The organism is Pseudomonas sp. B21128, assembly GCF_044218865.1.
In the GTDB taxonomy this organism is placed as follows: Bacteria; Pseudomonadota; Gammaproteobacteria; order Pseudomonadales; family Pseudomonadaceae; genus Aquipseudomonas; species Aquipseudomonas iridis.
In genome coordinates this window covers 970,632-992,384 of record NZ_CP162590.1, presented here as the reverse complement: position 1 = coordinate 992,384, position 21,753 = coordinate 970,632, and the positions used below count along the sequence as shown (strand labels likewise).

Here is a 21,753-nt window from a genome sequence, read left to right as displayed (position 1 = left end):
TGGCGTTGGGGCAGGCATCATTTGTGTTGAATGTGCTGGCCTCATCGCTGGCAAGCCAGCTCCCACAGGTTTTGTGGCGAATTCAAATAAAAGCTATGCAGAAATAATCCGGTTCTTGCCCTGACGCTTGGCTTCATACATTGCCGCATCTGCCCGGGCGAAGAGGCTGTCGAGGCTTTCGTCGCTTTCGGTCAGGCTCGTCAGGCCCTGGCTGATGGTGATGCCGAACGTCTGGCCGTCCTGGCTGAAGCTCAAACGCTGAATCTCCTGTTGCAGCCGCTCGGCGACTTGCAAGGCCATGTCAGGGGCGCAGCCCGGGAACACCGCGGCAAATTCTTCACCGCCTATTCGCCCGAACAAGTCTCCCCGTCGCAACGAGGCGCGTCCACATTCGGCAATGGCTTGCAGCACGCTGTCGCCTTGTGGGTGGCCGTAGGTGTCGTTGATGATTTTGAAGTCATCGATATCCAACAGCAGAAACGCCAGCGGCGAGCCTTGCAGCCGCGCCTCTGCGAACTCGCGATTGGCGCATTCGAAAAAGTGCCGGCGGTTGCTGCTCTGGGTCAGCACATCGGTGGTGGCCAAGCGTTGCAGTTCGGTTTCCATCTGCTTCTTGTCGGTGATGTCTTCGGCGATGCCGACGATGATCACCGGTTGCCCGGGCTCGTCCTGACGATTGATGAAGCATTTGTCGCTGAGCCAGCGCACCTGCCCGTCAGCGGCGATGATCCGGTACTCGCGATCTTCCACTGCGCCTTTGTGCAGGACTTGCGCGAGGCTGCGTTCAGCGTAATCCAGATCGTCGGGATAGATGCTGTCGCGCCACTGGTTGTAATCCGCCAGCAGAAGCCCTGTCGAGCGACCGAAAATTCGCTCATAGGCCGGGCTGACGTACAGCACTTGACGGGTTTCCCAGTTGAATGCCCAGAGCACAGCGTTGACGCTGACCAGCAGCGAGCTGAACAGCTGTTCGCGTTCGCTCAGACGGGCGACTTCGCCCTGGGCGTGCATCAATGCCATGAGTGTTTGCGCGGCCTCGGGCCACTGCGGGAGGGATGAGTCTTTTTGGTTGTTCTTGACCATCGGCACAATTCTCAGAGGGCGTGCCGCGTTGACAACAACGGCCACACCTAAGCCCGCCGGAATGGCGAAGTCTTTGAGATGGGGGATTTTCGGCGAAGTTCCCAACGGTAGTGGGGTTCTGCCAGATGGTACTGAGAATGAGTCTGAAGGAGCTGTCGAGTGAAACGAGGCTGCGATCTTTTGTTTTTACAAGCACAGGTCAAAAGAACGCAGCCTGGAGCAACTTCTATGTGGGTCAGGCGGCGGCAGGGCGCAACGAGTAGGTTTTCAGCTGGTCGGCAAACTCGCGCAGGGACTGGATACCGCTGGCCTCGGCTTCGTGGATCCACTCTTTGATGGCGGCGAGCATGTCGTGGCCATTGGAGCTGGTCTTCACCCAGATCTGCTGCAGGGCCAGGCGTTTCTCGTAAATGACCTTCAGCGCGTGGCTGTGCTCGAGCATGCTCTGGATGCGCGCATGGTGGCGATCTTCCAGCAGACTGGTTTCCCGCGAGAGCAGGCGTTTGGCTCGATGGAACTGGTGACGCACCGAGTGATCAACCTTGGCCAACTCCTGCTTGACCAGCGGGCCAATGACCAATTTGCGGTACTGGGCCATGATCTGGAAGCGGTTGTTGAGGATCGCCATGGCGGTGTCCATGTCCAGATTGCCCTTGCCTTCGACGCGATGGGCAATAGGGGCCACACGCTGAACCTTGGCCAGACGCAGAAAACTGAAGACTTTGATCCATGCCCAGCCGAGGTCGAATTCCCATTTCTTCACCGACAGCTTGGCCGAGTTCGGGTAGGTGTGATGGTTGTTGTGCAGTTCTTCGCCGCCGATCAGGATGCCCCAAGGCACCAGATTGGTTGCCGCATCGCGGCATTCGAAGTTGCGATAACCGACCGCATGGCCCAGTCCGTTGATGACGCCAGCGGCCCACACCGGGATCCACATCATCTGGATCGCCCAGATGGTGATGCCGATGGTGCCGAACAGCAGCAGGTCGATGACGCCCATGATTGCCACGCCCAACAACGGGTAACGGCTGTACACGTTGCGCTCGATCCAGTCCTCGGGGCAGTTCTTGCCGTAGATGCGCAGGGTTTCCGGGTTCTGCGCTTCGGCGCGGTACAGCTCGGCGCCGGTACGCAATACCGTGGACAAACCCTTGATGACCGGGCTGTGCGGATCATCTTCGGTTTCGCATTTGGCGTGGTGCTTACGGTGGATGGCGGTCCACTCGCGGGTGTTCTGCGCCGTGGTCAGCCACAGCCAGAAACGGAAAAAGTGCTTAAGACCGGCATTCAGCTCCAGGGAGCGATGAGCCGAGTAGCGGTGCAGATAGACCGTGACGCCGACAATCGTCACGTGGGTCATCAGCAGGGTGACCGCGACCAGAGACCAGGCCGACAAGCCAAGAAAACCTTCGTACCACATAGGCTATAGGGCCCTCGATAAAGATAAAAACAGCCGATGCATTATCACTAAGCACACAGATAAAACCAGTCGCGCTTTCAGATAAGAGTTAGCTGGATGTTTCTTGACCTATAATCCCACTTTTTTGTAGGGACATGGATGGTCTAATGCCTGACACTTATCGCGATGCCTTACGTGCAGCGCTGCTCTATCTCGTGCTTGCGGTGGTCTGGCTGCAAGGTACTGGTTATTTATTAAACAGTTTCTTCGATAACTCGGTCCAACTCGCACGATGGCAACTGATCAACGGTTATGTCTTTGCGGCGATCAGTGCCGGGCTGATTTTTCTGGCGCGGGCGCGGTTGTATGAGTTTCTCGGGATAGGTGCGAGGTTACGTGAACGTCACGCTGATCGTGAGCGCTTGCGGCAAGCGGCGGCTGTGTTCGATTGCACCCGCGAGGGCGTGTTGGTCACCAACCACCAGGGGCTGATCGTGCACGTCAATCGTGCGTTCATCGAGATCACCGGTTATCTGCGCGAAGAAGTGCTCGGCCAACAACCCAGTTTGTTCAAGTCCGGCCATCATCCGCCGGGCTTCTATCAGGCGATGTTTGCCACGCTGCAATCGCAAGGCGAGTGGAGCGGCGAGATCTGGAACCGCCGCAAAAGCGGGGAGATTTATCCCCAATGGCAAACCATCCGCGTCATTCATGATGATCAGAGCCGGATCAGTCATTACGTAGCGGTGTTTTCCGATATCAGTGCGATCAAGCATTCCGAGCATGAGCTTCAGCACCTTGCCCACCACGATCCGCTGACCGATCTGCCCAACCGTCTGTTATTCAGCGATCGTACCGAACAGGCTTTAACGTCGGCGCAGGCCCACAAGCGCGGCTGTGCGCTGCTGTTGCTCGATCTGGATCACTTCAAGATGATCAACGACAGCCTCGGCCACAACGTGGGCGATCGTTTGCTCAAAGCGGTGGCGATCCGTTTGCAGGAGCTGTTTGGGCCCGGCGTCACGGTGGCGCGACTGGGGGGTGACGAATTCGCGGTGTTGGCAGAAAGTTGTCCACAGCCCGGCCAGGCGGCGGCATTCGCTCAACGTATTCTCGATGCTCTGAAGGAGCCGGTCTGCATCGACGGCGATGAGTTATTCATCAACGCCAGCGTCGGCATCAGCCTGTTCCCCAGCGATGCGCTGAGCGCCGACCAGCTGTTGCGCAATGCCGACGCGGCGCTGTTCAAGGCCAAGAGCAGCGGGCGCAACGGTTACGCCTTGTACACCGAAGAGCTCACCGCTCACGCCCAGCAACGGGTCGAAATTGCCTTCGAACTGCGCCGTGCCCTGGAGCAACAGGAGTTGCGGGTCTATTACCAACCGGTGCATGAGCTTAAAACCGGTCGCCTGGTCGGCGTTGAAGCCCTGGTGCGCTGGCAGCATCCGCTGCGGGGGCTGGTGTCGCCGGCCGAGTTCATACCGATTGCCGAGCGCACCGGGTTGATCGTCGAAATCGATGCCTGGGTGATGCAGCAGGCTTGCCGGCAGATGTGCCAGTGGCAGCAGGCCGCAAGGGGGCTGTCGTTTGTGGCGGTGAATGTGTCGTCGCGGTTGTTTGCCCGGCGCGAGCTGTACCAGCAGGTGGCGCAAGTGCTGCGCGAGACCGGGCTGGATCCGGCGTATCTGGAACTGGAAGTGACCGAAAGCGCGGTGATGGACGATCCGGAGGTGGCGCTGGAGCAAATGCATCGCTTGCGTGAATTGGGTGTTCGCCTGGCGATCGATGATTTCGGCACCGGGTATTCGTCGTTGCTGCGGCTCAAGCGCTTGCCGGTGCAAAAGCTCAAGATTGATCAAGGATTCGTCGCCGGTTTGCCGTGGGACGAGGATGACGCAGCGATCGTCCGGGTGATCATCGCGCTGGCGCAGAGTATGGGCATGCAGGTGCATGCCGAAGGGATCGAGCAGGTTGAACAGGCGGCTTTTTTGCTGGAGCAGGAGTGCGATCTCGGGCAGGGATATTGGTATGGGCGGCCGGTGCCGGCACAGGAGATAGATTGGGCGAGAAAACCGATGGTTGGTTAAAAGGTCAAAAGATCGCAGCCTTCGGCAGCTCCTGCACCGATCCATGCAGGAGCTGCCGAAGGCTGCGATCTTTTGCTGCGCCAACGCGCAACCCCTTGCCCCGCCACAGAATGTTTTCTGGTTATATAAACATTCTTAAATAGTCTTTTTAAGAATATCCACGCCTCTCTTATATTGCTCCCACGCCGGACGCAGTGCCGCCCCACTGTCAGGCATATCCCATTCAAAGGAGCAGCACCATGAGCGCATCCCTTCGCAGCGTTGACGGTCAGGACGAAAGCACCATCTTGCGTGAAATCCAGAGCGCCCTGCGCGATCTGCGGTTTGGCGCGGTGGAGATCACCGTGCACAACGCTCAAGTCGTGCAGATTGAACGCAAAGAGAAATTCCGTTTGCAGCAGCCGGGCAACAAGCCGAGCTAAAAAGATCGTCCGATCGCGGCCCGAGCCTTCGGCAGCTTTTACAGGGGGCTGTGTGCAGGCGCTGGCGAAGGCGGCGATCTTTCAGCGGGACCCGATTTCAGTAGTACATAAGAAAAAGCCACCACCCAGAATTCCAGGAGCTTTCACCATGTCGTCGATTCGCCGTTATGCTTTGGCCGCCCTGGCCAGCGCTGTGTTTGCCGGTTCTGCGGTTGCCAAGGATTACGAACTGCTCAATGTGTCGTACGACCCGACGCGCGAGCTGTATCAGGACTACAACGCCGAGTTCATCAAGTTCTGGCAGAAAGACCATGCCGGCGACACCGTGAAAATCCAGCAATCGCACGGTGGCTCGGGCAAGCAGGGCCGTGCGGTGATTGACGGTCTGCGTGCCGACGTCGTGACCCTGGCGCTTGCCGGCGACATCGACGAAATCGCCAAACTCGGCAAGACCCTGCCGGCCGACTGGCAGAAGCGTCTGCCGGAAGCGAGCACACCGTACACCTCGACCATCGTGTTCCTGGTGCGCAAGGGCAACCCGAAAGGCATCAAGGACTGGGGCGATCTGGTCAAGAATGACGTCTCGGTGATCACGCCGAACCCGAAAACCTCCGGCGGTGCACGCTGGAACTTCCTCGCCGCCTGGGCCTACGGCCTGAAAGCCAACGGCGGTGACGAAGCCAAGGCCAAGGAATACGTGCAAACCCTGTTCAAGCACGTGCCGATTCTCGACACCGGTGCTCGCGGTTCGACCATTACCTTCGTCAACAACGGTCAGGGTGACGTGTTGCTGGCCTGGGAAAACGAAGCGTTCCTGGCGCTGAAAGAAGACGGCGGCGCGGACAAGTTCGACATCGTCGTGCCTTCGTTGTCGATTCTGGCTGAACCACCGGTGGCCGTGGTCGACAAAAATGCCCAGAAGAAAGGCAACGAGCAGATCGCCGAAGCCTACCTCAAGCACCTGTACAGCCCGGCCGGTCAGGAAATCGCCGCGAAGAACTTCTATCGTCCACGTGACAAGGACGTGGCCGCCAAGTACGCCCAGCAGTTCCCGAAACTGGAACTGGTGACCATCGACAAGGACTTCGGCGGCTGGAAAACCGCGCAACCGAAATTCTTCAATGACGGTGGCGTGTTCGACCAGATTTATCAGGCGCAGTAATCTGCCTTCAGCCACACACCTAGCCTGCGGCCAGGCGCGGAAAATGTGGGAGCGAGCTCGCTCGCGAAAGCGGAGTGTCAGACGACGTAAAGTTGACTGATACTCGCTCTTCGCGAGCAAGCTCGCTCCCACATTAGTGCGCTCAGCGGATCTCTTTTTAACCAGGGACTTTTATGTCGCGTCGTATCTCCCCCGTCATACCCGGCTTCGGGCTGACGCTGGGTTACACCTTGGTGTACCTCAGCCTGATTGTGCTTATCCCGCTGGCGGCGATGTTCGTCCACGCCTCGCAGCTCACCTGGGATCAGTTCTGGACGATCATCTCCGCCCCCCGCGTGCTGGCAGCCTTGAAGCTGAGTTTCGGCACCGCGCTGTGCGCTGCGATCATCAACGGCATCATTGGCACATTGCTGGCGTGGGTGCTGGTGCGCTACACCTTCCCCGGGCGTAAGGTGATCGACGCAATGATCGATCTGCCGTTTGCCTTACCGACGGCCGTAGCCGGTATTGCGCTGACCGCGCTGTATGCGCCGGCCGGGCTGGTCGGCCAGTTCGCCGCCGACCTCGGTTTCAAAATCGCTTATACCCCGCTGGGCATCACCCTCGCGCTGACCTTTGTGACGCTGCCGTTCGTGGTGCGCACGGTGCAACCGGTGCTGGCCGACATTCCCCGTGAAGTCGAAGAAGCCGCAGCGTGCCTCGGCGCGAAGCCATGGCAGGTGTTCCGCCACATCCTGGTACCGGCATTGCTGCCCGCCTGGCTGACCGGTTTTGCCTTGGCCTTTGCCCGTGGTGTCGGCGAGTACGGTTCGGTGATTTTCATCGCCGGCAACATGCCGATGAAAACCGAGATCCTGCCGCTGCTGATCATGGTCAAACTCGACCAGTACGATTACACCGGCGCCACGGCCATCGGCGTGTTGATGCTGGTGGTTTCCTTTGTCCTGTTGCTGCTGATCAACCTGCTGCAGCGGCGCATCGAAACCCCATAAGGAGGCGCGAACATGTCCCAATCGTCTATTGCGGCCGCTTCCTCGGCCAACGCTGCACGCCGTGGCAGTGCCACGTCGCGCAGAATCCTGATTGGCCTTGGCTGGCTGATCTTTTTCCTGTTTCTGTTGCTGCCGTTGTTCATCGTGGTGTCGCAGGGTTTGAAGAATGGCCTTGGCGCATTCTTCACCGCGATCTTTGAGCCGGATGCACTCTCGGCACTGAAGCTCACCGTGTTCGCCGTGCTGATTTCGGTGCCGCTCAATCTTGTGTTCGGGGTGAGCGCCGCGTGGTGCGTGAGCAAGTACTCGTTCCGCGGCAAGAGCATGCTGGTGACGCTGATCGACCTGCCGTTCTCGGTGTCGCCAGTGATCGCCGGTCTGGTCTATGTGTTGATGTTCGGCGCCCAGGGCTTTTTCGGGCCGTGGTTGCAGGATCACGACATTCAGATCGTTTTCGCCCTCCCAGGCATCGTGTTGGCGACGATTTTCGTCACCGTGCCGTTCGTGGCTCGCGAGCTGATCCCGCTGATGCAGGAACAAGGCACTCAGGAAGAGGAAGCGGCGCGTCTGCTCGGCGCCAACGGCTGGCAGATGTTCTGGCATGTCACCGTGCCCAACATCAAGTGGGGCCTGATTTATGGCGTGGTGCTCTGTACCGCGCGGGCCATGGGGGAGTTTGGTGCGGTGTCGGTTGTTTCCGGGCACATTCGCGGGGTGACCAACACCTTGCCGCTGCACGTCGAGATCCTCTACAACGAATACAACCACGTGGCCGCGTTCGCCGTGGCGAGCCTGTTGCTGATCCTGGCGCTCTTCATCCTGCTGCTCAAGCAGTGGAGCGAAAACCGTATCAACCGCCTGCGCGCCAGCGCCGCGGAGGAATAATTCATGTCGATCGAAGTGCGTAACGTCAGCAAGAATTTCAACGCGTTCAAGGCGCTGGACAACATCAGCCTGGATATCCACAGCGGTGAGCTGGTGGCGCTGCTCGGCCCGTCCGGCTGCGGCAAGACCACCTTGCTGCGCATTATTGCCGGTCTGGAAACCCCGGATCAGGGCAACATCGTCTTCCACGGTGAAGACGTGTCCGGTCACGACGTGCGTGATCGCAACGTCGGTTTTGTGTTCCAGCACTATGCGCTGTTCCGCCACATGACCGTGTTCGACAACGTCGCCTTCGGCCTGCGCATGAAGCCGAAAAACCAGCGCCCGAGCGAAAGCCAGATCGCGACCAAGGTTCACGAGTTGTTGAACATGGTGCAACTGGATTGGCTGTCGGATCGCTACCCGGAGCAACTGTCCGGTGGTCAGCGCCAACGTATCGCCCTGGCCCGTGCCTTGGCGGTTGAGCCGAAAGTGCTGCTGCTCGACGAACCGTTCGGCGCCCTCGATGCCAAGGTGCGTAAAGAGCTGCGCCGCTGGCTGGCTCGTCTGCACGAAGACATCAACCTGACCTCGGTATTCGTGACCCACGACCAGGAAGAAGCGATGGAAGTCGCCGACCGCATCGTGGTGATGAACAAAGGTGTGATCGAGCAGATCGGTTCACCGGGTGATGTCTACGAAAACCCGGCCAGCGATTTCGTTTATCACTTCCTTGGGGATTCGAACCGCTTGCTGTTGAGCGATGACAACCACGTGCTGTTCCGTCCACACGAAGTGTCGTTGTCCAAACATGAGCTGGAAGATCACCATGCCGCCGAGGTGCGTGACATCCGGCCGCTGGGCGCGACCACGCGGGTGACGCTGAAGGTCGAGGGGCAGACTGATTTGATCGAGGCCGAAGTGGTGAAAGACCACGACAGCCTGATTGGTTTGGCCAAGGGTGAGACGTTGTTCTTCAAACCCAAGGTCTGGCAGAAAGTCGCCAGCCTCTGACGCAAAAGACCTTGTAGGCGCTGCGATCCTTTGAGCTTGATTCTTGTAATCAGGACCACGGATTGCAGCGTGCCGTGGCGCCTGTGCGAATGATGTCATATGGCTATTGGTCTTAACTCAATTTGGTCTAACGGCTCCACCAACCGTGTCCCGTTCTTTGCCTAATCTCCATGCTGTGCCAGGAGGCGCGGTGAAGAGTCCATGACGGACCGGCGTATCTCCTGGACCCTGATGCCAAGGAGATAACGATGAGAACGGAAGTCCACCGGCCCGCGCCGTGGCTCGGTTGCGCGCTGTTCGGCGCAATGCTTAGTCCACTGGCCAACGCCGACCCCACGCTGTCAACGCAAATACCTTTCGATGTCACGGCGACCCCGCCGTTTTCCCTGACCAGCCTGCAACAAAACTTCGATGAAATGTCGTGGCAGACGTTTATCGCCTTGAACTGGCCGGCGCTGGATAACGGCGATCCGAACACCGGCACACCGATCGGCCAGCAGGACGGTGCGACGGTCTGGGAAAGCTGGAAAGAGAGCTATCAGATTTTCCTCGCCAAAGGGCAGACGCCCAATCCCTGGAACGCACCGGCGACTATTCCGAAAGCCTGCGAGGGCCTCGGTTCCGGGCGTTTGCTGCAACAGATGGGCAAGGTGCCAGATGTGCTCGATGAGTTTATCCAGCCGTTTCAGAGCGGGCCGTTGGTGGATCAGAGCGGGGTTTATACGCGTAACGAAATCGTGGTCAACCAGCCGATGTTCAACGACATCGTCAACAACGGTCTGTACAGCATTCAGGGCCAGCAGGCATTTTTTGCGGCCGACCCGAAGAATACGGTGGCGTTCAGTTGCGGCAACAATGACACCAGTCAGGTTGGTTCGCTGATGGTCAAGGCGTCGTGGAAAGTGCTCGACGGCAATGATCAACGGGAGAAATTCCACACCGTCGATGCGCTGGTATACACGCCGGGCAACAGCGACCCGAGCAAAGGCCCCGTGGTGCCAGAGTCATGCAAGGCCGAACCGGTGGGGTTGGTGGGCTTGCACATCGTGCACAAGACCAGCAGTGCGCCGCAGTGGGTCTGGTCGACGTTTGAACACGTCGATAACGTGCCGGAGCAATCCACACCCGTGGCCGAGCGCAAAGGTCCGTATCTGTTCTACAACGCCAACAGCCAGGCGGAAATCAACCAGCCACCGCCACGGCCATGGAATCCGGCAATCAAGGCCACGCCTTCGCAGATCGTTCGCGAGACCTCGCTGACGCCGGCGACCCGAACTCTCAACAGCACCTATCAGACGCTGCTGCGTACGGTGAACCCGAAGAGTGTGTGGGCCAACTATGAGTTGATCAGTACGCAGTGGCCGACCCTGACGCCGCAGCCACCGTGCCAGATCTCGAAAACCGAACCTTTGGGCCGCCCGGCGCCTTCGTTCCTCGCCAACGCTACGCTGGAAACCTACATCCAGGGCACCGTGCCACAAGCGTCCTCCAGTTGCATTGCTTGCCACGGTAACGCCGCCACCCATGTCACCGAGTCGCCGCGCACCAGTTTCGCGGACTTCACTTACTTGCTCGAACGCGCACAATCGACTGGCGCGACAAGGAGTCAGCCATGAGCATCGATCTGGACAACTTCGCCGGTCTGTCTTCGGCCCTGACCGGCATCCCACTAACGTTCATCGCTCCCTCCGTGGACCCGATCGACCTGCCAACGCAGTTCCTGACCTTCATCGGGCCGCGCATCACCCCTGCGGTAATGCAGGCGTTACTGAAACAATACGCGACGTTGCTGGCGGATAAAGTGCCGCCGGACCAGATCGCCCAAGCGGTGTTGATGAACGGCACGCAACCGGCTACCACGCAAACGGCGCAAGCCGCCCGGTCGATCATGAAACTCTGGCTGTTGGGCGTCTGGTATCAGCCGTACACCGTCGGCAGCAACAAGGCGGGGGATCAGATGGTGGTTTCCGATCAGGCCTACACCCAGAGCTGGGCATGGAGAATTGCCCAGGCGCACCCCATGGGTTACAGCGAGTCCTTCTTTGGTTACTGGAACGAAGTGCCGCCCAGCCTTGAAGACTTCACCGGGGTGCCTGCAAGCGGACAACAAGGAGCGTCGTCATGAGTACCGAACAAGCAGATGTGGTGATCGTCGGCGCCGGTCTGGCGGGCAGCATCATCGCCTATCAGTTGGGACTGGCCGGAGTGAAAGTATTGGTGCTGGAGTCCGGGCCGGAGATTCCGGCCAACCGAAATCAGTACCTTGAACGCTTCTATACCGCGACCTTGAAGACTCCCGAATCGCCGTATCCACCGGTCAGCACGCTGGACACACCGCGCAATCCGGCCGAGCAGAATGCGCCGCGTGCAACCATCGCCGACCTGATTCTGGGGTGGGACAATCCTGCCGTCAGCTACCTGGTGCAAAAGGGGCCACTGGCGTTTACCAGCACTTACGAACGGGTCGGCGGCGGCACCACCTGGCATTGGGTCGCGACCTGCCTGCGCATGGTGCCCAACGACTTCCGCCTGAAATCGCTGTACGGCGTCGGTGTCGACTGGCCGATCAGCTACAACGATCTGCAAAGCGCTTACTGTCGTGCCGAAGCGGAAATTGGCGTGGCGGCCAATGTGGCGGACCAGGCGTATCTGGGCATGACCTTCCCGGACGGCTATCAATTCCCGATGACCAGCATTCCGCTGTCACTGGTCGATGGCAGTTTTGTCGCGGCGGTTCAGGGTCAATCGTTCGACGGCCTGCCACTGGTGGTCAGCCCGACACCGGCTGGGCGCAACTCGCAGCCCTATGCGGGTCGTCGTGTGTGCGCCGGCAACACCAACTGCACACCGATTTGCCCGATCCAGGCCAAGTACGACGCCACGGTGACCATGAACAACGCGCTGAATACCGGCAATGTGCGGGTGCTCTACAAAACCGTGGCAAGCAAAGTCACGGTGGCGGCGGACAAGTCCATCAGCGGCATCGAGTTTATCCAGTATCAACTGGGCGACGGCCCGCCGACCGGCACGGGCGTTGCGGTCGGCCAGCGTTATGTGATCGCGGCCCATGCCATTGAGACGCCGAAGCTGTTGCTCAATTCCACTAGCCCCGCGTGGCCCAAAGGCGTGGCCAACAGCAGCGGTCAGGTCGGACGCAGCCTGGCGGACCATCCGATCTATCTGGCCTGGGGCCTGATGCCGGAAGGTAAAGCTGTGTTCCCTTATCGCGGACCGGTTTCCACCGCAGGCATTGAAAGCCTGCGCGACGGTGCCTTTCGCAGTCAGCGTGCTGCGTGGCGGATCGAGATTGGCAACGAAGGCTTCAACTGGCCGGTGGGCGATCCCTACGTCACCGTTGCCGATCTGATCGATGGTACCAACGGCAGCGCCACCAATCCATTGCCACCGGCCGAGGGCCCGCAGCAAGTGTTGTATGGGACGGCACTGGTGCAGAAACTCAACGACTTGCTGACTCGTCAGTTCCGCATCGGTTTTCTTGTAGAACAGGTCGAGGACGATCCGGATAACGCCAATTGCTACATCGTGCCGTCAACGCAGTACAAGGATCGCTTGGGCATCCCGCGGCCGGAAATTCACTACGACTTGTCCAATTACACCAAGGAGGGTTTCCGCCAGGCGAAAATCCTCGCCACGCACATCATCACCGAGCTGCTCGGCGCCACCGAGTTGACCAAGCCGTTGCCGCCCGGAAAATTCAACTACAAGGACGTGGATTACAGCTTCCAGGGCGCCGGCCACCTGATGGGCACTTACCGCATGGGCGATAACCCGTTGAAATCGGTGGTCGACAAGGATCAGCGCAGTTGGGACCACAAAAACCTGTTCCTGGTGGGCGACGGTGTGTTCCCCAGCACCGGCACTTCAAACCCGAGCCTGACCATCGCGGCGTTGTCGATTCAGGCCGGCGACACCCTGGCCAATGACCTGAAAACCGCCATGGTGCAGGTTCAAGCCAATCAGCCCTGGCAGGGCACGGGCGTGCAGATCAACGGGCCGAGTCCGCGCCTGGTGCGGTATCTCAGTGGTCACTGGTTCGCCAGCCCGGCGGGCGGCATGGTTGACGGCAATGGCAGCGCGGGCCTGACCGCCAAACCCGGCTACACCTTGCCGGGCGCCAATGAGGGGGCGTTGATCGGTCGGATCAGCAGTACGGGGGCGCCGTTTCTGATCGGTGATCTGGCGCAGATTCCGGCGGGGCAGCAAGGCGAATTGCAGCTGTGCATCAACGACGATCTGGAGGGTCGCTATGGCGTCGGGCTTGCAGACAATCAGGGTGCGTTGACGGTGCAGGTGACGTTCGGCACATTGTGAAACAGGCCACGCGAGGAGCGCAGTCGCGCACCTCGCTTGGTTTTTTTAATGGGCGGTTTTGTGTGTGCGCAGGGTCACCGGACCGCAGCGCTGTTCAATCGAGTGCTTCAATTCCTGCCGCATCCCGAGCATGAACGCCAGCTCCACCACGACAAACAGCGGCCCGACGATCAAACCGCTGACGTCATCGACAAACGCCGGTTTGCGCCCCTCGTAGTGATGCCCGACAAACTGGATCACCCAGCCAATCACGAACATCGCCAGACCGCTGCTCAGCCAGACCATGGTGCTTTGTTGCGCCAGTACATGCCCCGCCCAGACGGATAACCCCATCAGCACCGTCATCAGTACGCCGAGCTTCACTTCCAGGCGCAGGTAAAACCACGCCGAGGCCAGCGCTACCACAAGCGCTGGAGATATCCACAAGCCGCCCAGCGACCATTCCGGACGCGACAACAAAACTGCCACCGCCACCACGATCAGCGGAATACCGATAAAGTGGCTGGCGATGTTGCGCGGGTCACGGTGGTAGGCGGCGTATTGACTCAGATGATCGACGAGGCTTTTCATTGTTGTTCCTCCTGTAGGGTGATCGCAGCATGCCTCGGGTTCAGCGTTCGCTCTGTCAGGCAGGCGACAATTGGGAGTGTTCATGGATAAGCGTTCACGGCTGCTGACCGGGCAGTGGTTCAGTCATTTGCCTGCGTCCTTTCAGGATAGTCTGCTGGCAGCTGCGCGGGAGCGGCGGCTGACGGCGGGGCAGCGGCTGTTTCAGCGTGGCGATCCGCCGTGTGGTCTGTACGCGGTGCTCGATGGCGCCGTGCGCATCGGCGCGGTGAGCGAGCAGGGCAAGGAAGCGTTACTGAGTCTGGTCGAGGCGCCGCATTGGTTTGGCGAAATCTGCCTGTTCGACGGTCAGCCGCGCACCCATGACGCCTATGCCGTGGGGTCTTGCACGCTGCTGAATATCCCGCAAGCGACACTGCTGAAACTGCTCGACGAACACCCGGTGTACTGGCGGCATCTGGCGTTGCTGATGAGCCACAAACTGCGCCTGACGTTCATCAATCTCGAACAGCTCAGCCTGCTGCCCGCCCCGGCGCGACTGGCTCATCGCTTGCTGATGATTGCCGAGGGCTACGGCGAAATTGACGCGCCCCGCCGGGTGCTGCAACTGCCGCAGGAGCAGTTGGCATCGATGCTCTCGCTATCCCGGCAGACCACCAATCAGATCCTCAAGGACTTGCAGGGGCAGGGGATTATTGGCTTGGGGTATGGCGAGATCGAGATCCTTGATGCGGCGCGGTTGCGAGCGCTGGCCACGATCTGACCATCACACTGCCCCCTGTGGGAGCGAGCTTGCTCGCGAAAGCGGTGTATCAGCCTTCACTTGACTGACTGATGCATCGCCTTCGCGAGTAAGCTCGCTCCCACATTTAATCCGAGGTGACCTTAAGAACCGCGATAGGTCGAGAAGCCGTACGGGCTCAGCAGCAGCGGGATGTGGTAATGCTGATCGGTCTGCTTCACTTCGAAAATCACCGGAATTTCCGGAAAGAACGTGTCGTGTTTGGTCTTCTTGAAGTACTCGCCAGTCTTGAACACCACCCGGTATTCGCCCGCTTCAAATGGCTGTTTGGCCGGGAACAGTTCGGCAATGCGCCCCTGCTCATTGGTGGTGCCTTCGGCCAATGGCTGCCAGTTCTGGCCAACGTGTTTTTCCAGGGTCACGTTGACGCCCGGCGAGGGCAGGCCGTTTTCCAGGTTGAGTACGTGCACGCTGAGCGGATTGCCAGCAGCGAGTGCCAGGCTGGAAAACGCGCTGAGGCCCAGCGCAGCGAAGGTCATGCGCAAAGTCGTCATGGTGAATCTCCTTATCAGGAACGGGTGATGGACAGGCCAGCTTTGTCAGCGGCCCGGGTTGCACAGTTTTCGTCTTGCTCACCGCCGCCGGATCCAGCCACGCCCATGGCCCCCACCAGCTCATCGCCTGCGAACAATGGAATGCCGCCGCCTAGCAACAGCAATTCGTCGAGGGTGTTGAGGTTGGCGGTTTCCGGATTGCTGCGGGCGCGCTCGGCGAACAGTCGGGTTGGGGTTTTTGTCGACAGCGCGGTGTAGGCCTTGCGCTGGCTGGCCGCGGTGTTGTGCGGGCCGACACCGTCGCCGCGCAGGGTCACCAGCACGTTGCCGCCCCGGTCGAGCACCGACACCGTGCCGGTGCAGCTGCTCATTGCCGTGTCGGCCAGCAGGCGCGCCGTTTTCAGGTCGAGGTCGGCGTGGCGTGGCAGTTCTGGGCTGGCGAAGACGCTGGCGCTGAGGCCGATGGCCAGGCTCGCCACAAGGTATTTGATGTTCATAAACAGGCTCCGGAAGCGAAGGCCACCACCTTAGCCGCCGGACTTCGTCAGAACGCCGTCAGCCGGATTACAAGTTTGTAATGGGCAACGAGGCCGAAGGCGCCTAGCCTGTGCGTCTGAATAACCGAGGTGTGCCATGCGTTTGCTGGTCGTAGAAGATGAAGCCAAAACCGCCAATTTCCTCGCCAAGGGGCTGGGCGAGTCGGGTTTTGCCGTGGACGTGGCGCTCAATGGCCTTGATGGCCGCTATTTCATCGAGCAGCAGGCGTACGACCTGATCATCCTCGACGTGATGCTGCCGGGCCTTAATGGCTGGCAACTGCTGCAACTGATCCGTCAGCGCGGCGCCACGCCAGTGCTGTTCCTCACCGCCAAGGACGCCATCGAAGATCGCGTGCGCGGTCTCGAACTCGGCGCCGACGATTACCTGTTGAAGCCTTTTGCCTTCGCTGAATTACTGGCGCGCGTGCGCACGTTGCTGCGGCGCGGGCCGATGCGTGAAGCCGAGTCGTACAGCATTGCCGATCTGGAAATCGACGTATTACGCCGTCGCGTCAGTCGCGGCGGCCAGCGCATTGCCCTGACCAACAAGGAATTCGCGTTGTTGCAATTGCTCGCCAGCCGCCAGGGTGAAGTGCTGTCGCGCACACTGATCGCCTCACAGGTGTGGAACCTGAATTTCGACAGCGACACCAACATGGTCGAAGTCGCGGTACGGCGTCTGCGCTCGAAAGTCGATGACCCGTTCATGCCGAAACTGATCCACACCGTGCGCGGCGTCGGTTATCAACTGGAAGCGCCCGACGATGCGCTCTAGGTCGATTGCCTGGCGCCTGGCGCTGGCGTTCGCGATGGTCTGCGCTTTGGTGTTGAGCGCAATTGGCGTGTTTCTCTACCGCTCCCTCGCCGCTGAAATCGCCTATCGCGATGACTTGGCGTTGCTCGGGCGACTGGAACAGGTACGAGCCTTGCTCGCCGACAGCGACAGCCTCGACGCGCTGCAGGCGCGGCCGCGGCTGTATCAGAACATGCTCGGTAATCTCGACAGTTTGCTGCTGGTGCGCCGCGCGGATGGATCAAATGTGATCGCGATCAACCCGCGCCAGCGAACGCTTCCAGCGCTGAACTCCATCGCGCGCGATCAGCCGCCGCAACGTCGCGACGTCATGACCTGGCAGGCCCCCGACGGTGCAGAAGTGGCGCTGCTGTCCGGCGAAGCTCAGGGGCCGAACGGCGAATCGTTAACCGTGATTGCCGGCAAAGTGTTAAACGAACGCGAGCAGATGCTCGCCAGCTACCGGATGCGGCTGTACGTCGCGATCGGGTTGGGTGCGTTGCTGGCGTTTGCGTTGGGGCTGGTGCTGCTGCGCCGTGGCTTGCAACCTTTACGGCAATTGAGCGCAGCGGTGCGCGGCATTGACTTGCGCAGCCTTGATCAGCGTCTGCCTGCCGTTGGCACGCCGGCGGAACTGCTCGAGCCGGTAAACGCGCTGAACGCCATGCTCGCGCGGCTGGAGGACAGCTTCCAGCGCCTGTCGCAGTTCTCCGCCGACCTCGCTCACGAAATCCGCACGCCGCTGCATACCTTGCTCGCCAGTAATGGCCAGGCGCTGAATCACCCGCGCAGTACGGCGGAATATCAGGAAGTGCTGGCCTCGAACATGGAAGAGTTCGAACGGCTCAAACGTATGGCGGAAAACCTGATGTTCCTCGCCCGTGCCGAACAGGCGGAGCGTGCGCTCGACTTGCGCACGCTGGATCTGGCTGACATCGGCAGTGAGCTGTGTGACTACTTTGAAGCCCTGGCCGACGATCGTGGGATTCACTTGAGAAACATGTTCAGTGGGCAATTGTGTGCCGACCAGCAACTGCTGCAACGCGCCCTCGGCAACCTGTTGGCCAACGCGGTGCGCCACGCTGACGTCGGCTCGGTCATCAGCTTGCGCCAGCGCGATGAGCCGGGCCTGTGCTGGTTGCAGGTGAACAACTACGGCCCGGCCATCGCACCTGAACATCTGGACAAACTGTTCGACCGTTTCTACCGCGTCGACCCGGCTCGCGCTGAACCCGGTGATTCCGGCGGGTTAGGTCTGGCGATCGTGCAGTCGATCATGCAATTGCATGGTGGGCAGGTGCGGGTGAGCAGTGATGCGACGGGGACTGTGTTTGAGCTTGGGTTTGTGCGGATCTGACTGGCGCCATCGCGGGCAAGCCCGCTCCCACAGTTTTTTGCGTTGGACACCAAACGCCCATTCACTGGAGATCTCTGTGGGAGCTGGCTTGCCCGCGAAGAGGCCAGTGAATCCAGCAAAGCTCAACGCAACTGATCCCGAAACTGCCCCGGTGTCATCCCCGTCCAGCGTTTGAACGCGCGGCTGAAACTGCTGGTGTCGGCAAACCCCAGCAGATAACTGACTTCACTCAATGAGCACTGCGGATCACGCAGGTGCAGCAGCGCGAGGTTTTCGCGGCTTTCGTTGAGCAACGTGTCGAAGCGGCAGCCTTCATCTGCCAAGTGCCGTTGCAGGCTGCGCAAACTCAAATGCAGAGCCTGGGCGATGCGTTCGGCGCTGGGCTCGCCTTCCGGTAGTTGCTCCTCGATGGCGTCGCGCACCTTGCGCTCCCAGGTCAGCGGTTTGAGCTGGGCCATGGTGCGCTTGAGCACAGCTTCGTTGTGTTCCGCCAGTTCGGGGTTGGCGTCGTCGAGGTGGCTGTCGAAGTCGTTGAGGGCGAATTCCAGGCGATCTTCGGCGGAGGCGAAATGCACCGGGGCACGGAAGACTTTGTGCCATTGATGGACATCGAGCGGTTCCGGGCGACGCAGGTAAACGGCCAGCGGCGCATAGTCGCGGCCGAGGCGATTGCGGCAGGTGCGCACGTAGATCGCAGCGAAGGCATCGATGGCTTCGAAGGCTGGCGCGGGATTGCCTGCGGGAATTTTCAGACGGAACAGATAGCGGTCGTCGGTGCGGCTCAGGTCCAGCTCCAGGGCATCGCTGACCACCGGGTGATAGCGCGCGATACGCTCGAACACTTCGCGCAAACTGCCACTGGCCACCAGCGCGTATCCGAGCGCATGGAACGTGGTCGGGCTGACGAACCGCGACACACGCAGACCAATCGCCGGGTCGCCGCTGACCTGCACAGCTAGCTGCCAGAGGCGCGTGGTGGCGGACAGGGGATAGCGGGCGTTGGGGTCGTCCATCAGTTGCGGATCGAGCCCGGCCTGTTGGCACAGGTCAGTACTGTCCAGCCCCAGCGCGTCGAGTTGCTTGCGCAGGGCACGGGTCCAACTGGCGAGGGAGGTCGGTTCCTTCATGCTGATTGGCGCGTCCGGTCAACAGGTTGGCGTTCTCGGCTACCGTCATTGCAAACATCACAACGCAAGATGCGAACATCTTAAACCCGAGGATGGAAGCATGGACGGTACTTCTGCAAGCCCCCAGCGACACAATGCGGCGCAGCGATCAGCGCATATTCGCCAAGTGGTGCTGGCCAAAGGCATGGAATTGCGCGAGCGCTACCCGATTCTCAAGCATCAGGATGCGCTGGGTGCGGGAATTCTGGCTTTTGCCCTGGCCGGGATGATCGGTTCAGCGGCGCTTTACATCACTGGGCACATGACCTGGTGGGTGTGCCTGTTGCTTAACGCGTTTTTCGCGTCATTGACCCATGAGCTTGAGCACGACCTGATCCACAGCATGTATTTCCGCAAGCAACGCGTGCCGCATAACCTGATGATGGGCCTGGTGTGGCTGGCGCGGCCGAGCACTATCAATCCGTGGATCCGCCGGCATTTGCACCTCAATCACCACAAGGTTTCGGGCACTGAAACCGACATGGAGGAGCGCGCGATCACCAACGGCGAACCATGGGGTTTTGCGCGCCTGCTGATGGTCGGCGACAACATGATGTCGGCGTTCATCCGCTTGTTGCGGGCGCCGACCTGGGCGCATAAGTGGAACATTCTCAAACGGGTTTTCAAGGTTTATGCGCCGCTGGCACTGCTGCATTGGGGCGCTTGGTATGTGTTTCTCGGCTTTCATGCAGCCAACGGCATCGCCTCTCTGTTGGGCGCGCCCATTGAGTGGTCGGCAACCACACTTTCGGTGATGCAAGTGATCGATATCGCTGCTGTGGTGATCATTGGCCCGAACGTGTTGCGCACGTTCTGCCTGCACTTCATCAGTTCGAACATGCATTACTACGGGGATGTCGAGCCGGGCAATGTGATGCAGCAATGCCAGGTGCTGAATCCTTGGTGGCTATGGCCGTTGCAGGCGTTCTGCTTCAACTTCGGCAGCAGCCACGGGATTCATCATTTTGTGGTGAAGGAACCGTTTTACATTCGCCAGATGACCGTGCCGGTGGCGCATAAGGTAATGCGCGAGATGGGCGTGCGGTTCAATGATTTCGGCACATTCGGGCGGGCGAACCGGTTTGTGCGCCGGGATGACGTGGTGAGTGAAGAAGCGCGTACAGCCCGGGCCTGATCACTGGATTCAAGGACCTTTTCGCTGGCTAGCCAGCTCCCACAGGTTCTGTGTGGTTCATGAAATTTTTGAACGACATCGCCCCCTGTGGGAGCTGGCTTGCAAGCGATAGCTATAGCTCAGACAACCTCAATCCGGCCGCAATGGTGAAGCACGCAAAATCCCCCTCGTTACTCAACACACAGCCGCAGCCAGACCATGAATCTCCCCAGATCAATTTCCAGGTGATAACGCTGCTGTGTCGCGGCTGGTGAATACGGAGCGTTTGCTGGCCTGAAAGGGCGCCAAGCGGACGGCATCGAGAATCGATTTCGTACTGTACAAGGTGTGGTATGAAATAAGTACAGTTGCTAGTTCCAGCAGTGCGGTTTGATGTACGAAAAATGCAGACGCCAGAATTTCTCGCGTTCCTCATCGATGAATTCGATAGCGCAATTTTTAGTGTAGTCAGCTTCTGCGTGTTCGCCCGCGGTACTTGCGGGTGCACGTTGCGGGCAAGCAGGCTGATGTCGTGCAGGTCGGCTGGGTCAGCGTGCCCGTCGATTTCAAAATTCATCAAACCGAAACCAAATTCGCGCGAAATGTTTACATGGGGGAATACATCATGAGGCTACCGCTATCTGCACAGGAATCGATCTGGCGCGGTTAGCTGGCGGCTGGTCGGGTTAACAGCATTTAAGATTTTCCGGGGCCGTCTCCTTGGCAGGGTGCGGCCCTTTTTTATGTCTGGATTTACGGCAGAAGCCCCGCACCCTCACCCTAGGCCTCTCCTGGGGGATGAGGGCCGTTGACCTAAAGCGTTCCGGGAAACGTATATGCAATTAAGGTCTTAATAAATAGCTTCTTATTCCTTAACGGATATAAATCCCCTCCCTATACTCGTTCAGGAACAGACACGCAGGAGAGCTTCCCCATGCGCAACGAATCAATTCGCTACCTGATTGTGCCGGGCTGGCAGGGATCGCCAGAAGATCATTGGCAAACTCACTGGCAGAACAGCTTGCCGAACAGCGCGCGGGTGGAACAGGCCGACTGGCTGACCCCGCGCCGTGAAGACTGGGTCGCGGCGCTGGCCGAGGCGATTGCCGCTGACAGCACGCCGGTCATCCTCATCGCGCACAGCCTCGGCTGCATCACTCTCGCCCATTGGGCGGCGAGCGCGCCTTTTCAATTCCTGCGTCAGGTACGCGGCGCCTTGCTGGTTGCGCCGGCGGATGTCGAGCGCCCGGCTTGCGCCCCGGCGCTGCGCAATTTCGCGCCGATCCCGAGCGATCTGCTGCCGTTCCCGAGCCAGGTCGTCAGCTCCGACAACGACGCCGCCGTCAGTACGCCGCGTGCTCTGGAAATGGCACGCAACTGGGGTGCCGAGGCGGGAATTCTGGCCGGTGCCGGGCATATCAATGTGAAGTCCGGGCATCAGCGCTGGGAGCAGGGTTTTGCCTATCTCTATCGCCTGCAAAACCGCATGGAACACCACGCCCGACGTCGCGCCTGATTTTTACTTCTTCAAACGCCCCCGTCTGCCGGCGGTTCTGGGCGGGAGTC

At 59.8% G+C, this 21,753-nt stretch carries 20 protein-coding genes; 14 read left to right on the top strand and 6 right to left on the bottom strand.

What is annotated here, in order from left to right; genetic code table 11:
* Positions 1-93 precede the first annotated feature (93 nt).
* A complete protein-coding gene (locus AB4P91_RS04310; protein ID WP_395604381.1) occupies positions 94-1,083 on the bottom strand; it encodes a GGDEF domain-containing protein in 990 nt (329 codons plus the stop codon).
* A 235-nt stretch (positions 1,084-1,318) separates the two neighbouring features.
* The gene (gene desA / locus AB4P91_RS04305; protein ID WP_150593794.1) at positions 1,319-2,503 is read right to left on the bottom strand and encodes a delta-9 fatty acid desaturase DesA; all 1,185 of its coding nucleotides are present in this window, start codon (positions 2,501-2,503) and stop codon (positions 1,319-1,321) included.
* 146 nt (positions 2,504-2,649) lie between these two features.
* On the opposite strand from desA, the gene dibA reads away from it, so the two are divergent.
* From dibA to AB4P91_RS04260, 9 genes are all read left to right on the top strand, one after another.
* Positions 2,650-4,569, top strand: a complete 1,920-nt coding sequence (gene dibA, locus AB4P91_RS04300; RefSeq protein ID WP_395604380.1) for a phosphodiesterase DibA — start codon at positions 2,650-2,652, stop codon at positions 4,567-4,569.
* Between the two features lie 239 nt (positions 4,570-4,808).
* On the top strand, positions 4,809-4,991 hold the full coding sequence (gene oscA / locus AB4P91_RS04295) for a sulfur starvation response protein OscA (protein ID WP_039772974.1): 183 nt from the start codon (positions 4,809-4,811) through the stop codon (positions 4,989-4,991).
* Between the two features lie 148 nt (positions 4,992-5,139).
* Positions 5,140-6,153, top strand: a complete 1,014-nt coding sequence (locus tag AB4P91_RS04290; RefSeq protein ID WP_150593796.1) for a sulfate ABC transporter substrate-binding protein — start codon at positions 5,140-5,142, stop codon at positions 6,151-6,153.
* 173 nt (positions 6,154-6,326) lie between these two features.
* The gene (gene cysT / locus AB4P91_RS04285; protein ID WP_042557076.1) at positions 6,327-7,145 is read left to right on the top strand and encodes a sulfate ABC transporter permease subunit CysT; all 819 of its coding nucleotides are present in this window, start codon (positions 6,327-6,329) and stop codon (positions 7,143-7,145) included.
* 12 nt (positions 7,146-7,157) lie between these two features.
* Positions 7,158-8,030, top strand: a complete 873-nt coding sequence (gene cysW, locus AB4P91_RS04280) for a sulfate ABC transporter permease subunit CysW (RefSeq protein ID WP_042557077.1) — start codon at positions 7,158-7,160, stop codon at positions 8,028-8,030.
* Between the two features lie 3 nt (positions 8,031-8,033).
* The gene (locus tag AB4P91_RS04275; RefSeq protein WP_003220514.1) at positions 8,034-9,023 is read left to right on the top strand and encodes a sulfate/molybdate ABC transporter ATP-binding protein; all 990 of its coding nucleotides are present in this window, start codon (positions 8,034-8,036) and stop codon (positions 9,021-9,023) included.
* 248 nt (positions 9,024-9,271) lie between these two features.
* A complete protein-coding gene (locus AB4P91_RS04270; RefSeq protein WP_042557079.1) occupies positions 9,272-10,639 on the top strand; it encodes a hypothetical protein in 1,368 nt (455 codons plus the stop codon).
* Complete coding sequence (locus AB4P91_RS04265) at positions 10,636-11,148, top strand: sorbitol dehydrogenase (RefSeq protein ID WP_042557080.1); 513 nt, start codon at positions 10,636-10,638, stop codon at positions 11,146-11,148. The genes AB4P91_RS04270 and AB4P91_RS04265 overlap by 4 nt, the downstream gene beginning before the upstream one ends.
* Entirely contained in the window at positions 11,145-13,355 is a 2,211-nt protein-coding gene (locus AB4P91_RS04260) for a GMC family oxidoreductase (RefSeq protein ID WP_150593798.1), read from the top strand. The genes AB4P91_RS04265 and AB4P91_RS04260 overlap by 4 nt, the downstream gene beginning before the upstream one ends.
* A 45-nt stretch (positions 13,356-13,400) precedes the next feature.
* Here AB4P91_RS04260 and AB4P91_RS04255 read toward each other — a convergent pair whose 3' ends face one another.
* Positions 13,401-13,925 (bottom strand): DUF962 domain-containing protein, encoded by a 525-nt coding sequence (locus AB4P91_RS04255; protein ID WP_395604379.1) that lies wholly within the window; start codon positions 13,923-13,925, stop codon positions 13,401-13,403.
* An 82-nt stretch (positions 13,926-14,007) separates the two neighbouring features.
* On the opposite strand from AB4P91_RS04255, the gene AB4P91_RS04250 reads away from it, so the two are divergent.
* On the top strand, positions 14,008-14,685 hold the full coding sequence (locus AB4P91_RS04250) for a Crp/Fnr family transcriptional regulator (RefSeq protein ID WP_395604378.1): 678 nt from the start codon (positions 14,008-14,010) through the stop codon (positions 14,683-14,685).
* A gap of 122 nt (positions 14,686-14,807) precedes the next feature.
* Here the strand turns inward: AB4P91_RS04250 and uraH are convergent, their stop codons facing one another.
* The gene (uraH, locus tag AB4P91_RS04245; protein WP_042557084.1) at positions 14,808-15,218 is read right to left on the bottom strand and encodes a hydroxyisourate hydrolase; all 411 of its coding nucleotides are present in this window, start codon (positions 15,216-15,218) and stop codon (positions 14,808-14,810) included.
* A 14-nt stretch (positions 15,219-15,232) separates the two neighbouring features.
* Positions 15,233-15,715: a heme-binding protein gene (locus AB4P91_RS04240; RefSeq protein WP_150687684.1), complete on the bottom strand. Its 483-nt coding sequence runs from the start codon at positions 15,713-15,715 to the stop codon at positions 15,233-15,235.
* Positions 15,716-15,851: 136 nt separating this feature from the next.
* Here AB4P91_RS04240 and AB4P91_RS04235 point away from each other — a divergent pair, with 136 nt between their 5' ends.
* Together AB4P91_RS04235 and AB4P91_RS04230 are read left to right on the top strand one after the other, a co-directional pair.
* Entirely contained in the window at positions 15,852-16,532 is a 681-nt protein-coding gene (locus AB4P91_RS04235; protein ID WP_150593803.1) for a heavy metal response regulator transcription factor, read from the top strand.
* Entirely contained in the window at positions 16,522-17,907 is a 1,386-nt protein-coding gene (locus AB4P91_RS04230) for a heavy metal sensor histidine kinase (RefSeq protein ID WP_395604377.1), read from the top strand. The genes AB4P91_RS04235 and AB4P91_RS04230 overlap by 11 nt, the downstream gene beginning before the upstream one ends.
* Positions 17,908-18,029: 122 nt before the next feature.
* Here AB4P91_RS04230 and AB4P91_RS04225 read toward each other — a convergent pair whose 3' ends face one another.
* Complete coding sequence (locus tag AB4P91_RS04225; protein ID WP_115146069.1) at positions 18,030-19,034, bottom strand: AraC family transcriptional regulator; 1,005 nt, start codon at positions 19,032-19,034, stop codon at positions 18,030-18,032.
* 100 nt (positions 19,035-19,134) lie between these two features.
* Here AB4P91_RS04225 and AB4P91_RS04220 point away from each other — a divergent pair, with 100 nt between their 5' ends.
* Both AB4P91_RS04220 and AB4P91_RS04215 read left to right on the top strand, forming a co-directional pair.
* Positions 19,135-20,208 (top strand): fatty acid desaturase, encoded by a 1,074-nt coding sequence (locus AB4P91_RS04220; RefSeq protein WP_395604376.1) that lies wholly within the window; start codon positions 19,135-19,137, stop codon positions 20,206-20,208.
* 913 nt (positions 20,209-21,121) lie between these two features.
* Complete coding sequence (locus AB4P91_RS04215; protein ID WP_395604375.1) at positions 21,122-21,703, top strand: alpha/beta hydrolase; 582 nt, start codon at positions 21,122-21,124, stop codon at positions 21,701-21,703.
* The last annotated feature ends 50 nt before the right edge of the window (positions 21,704-21,753 follow it).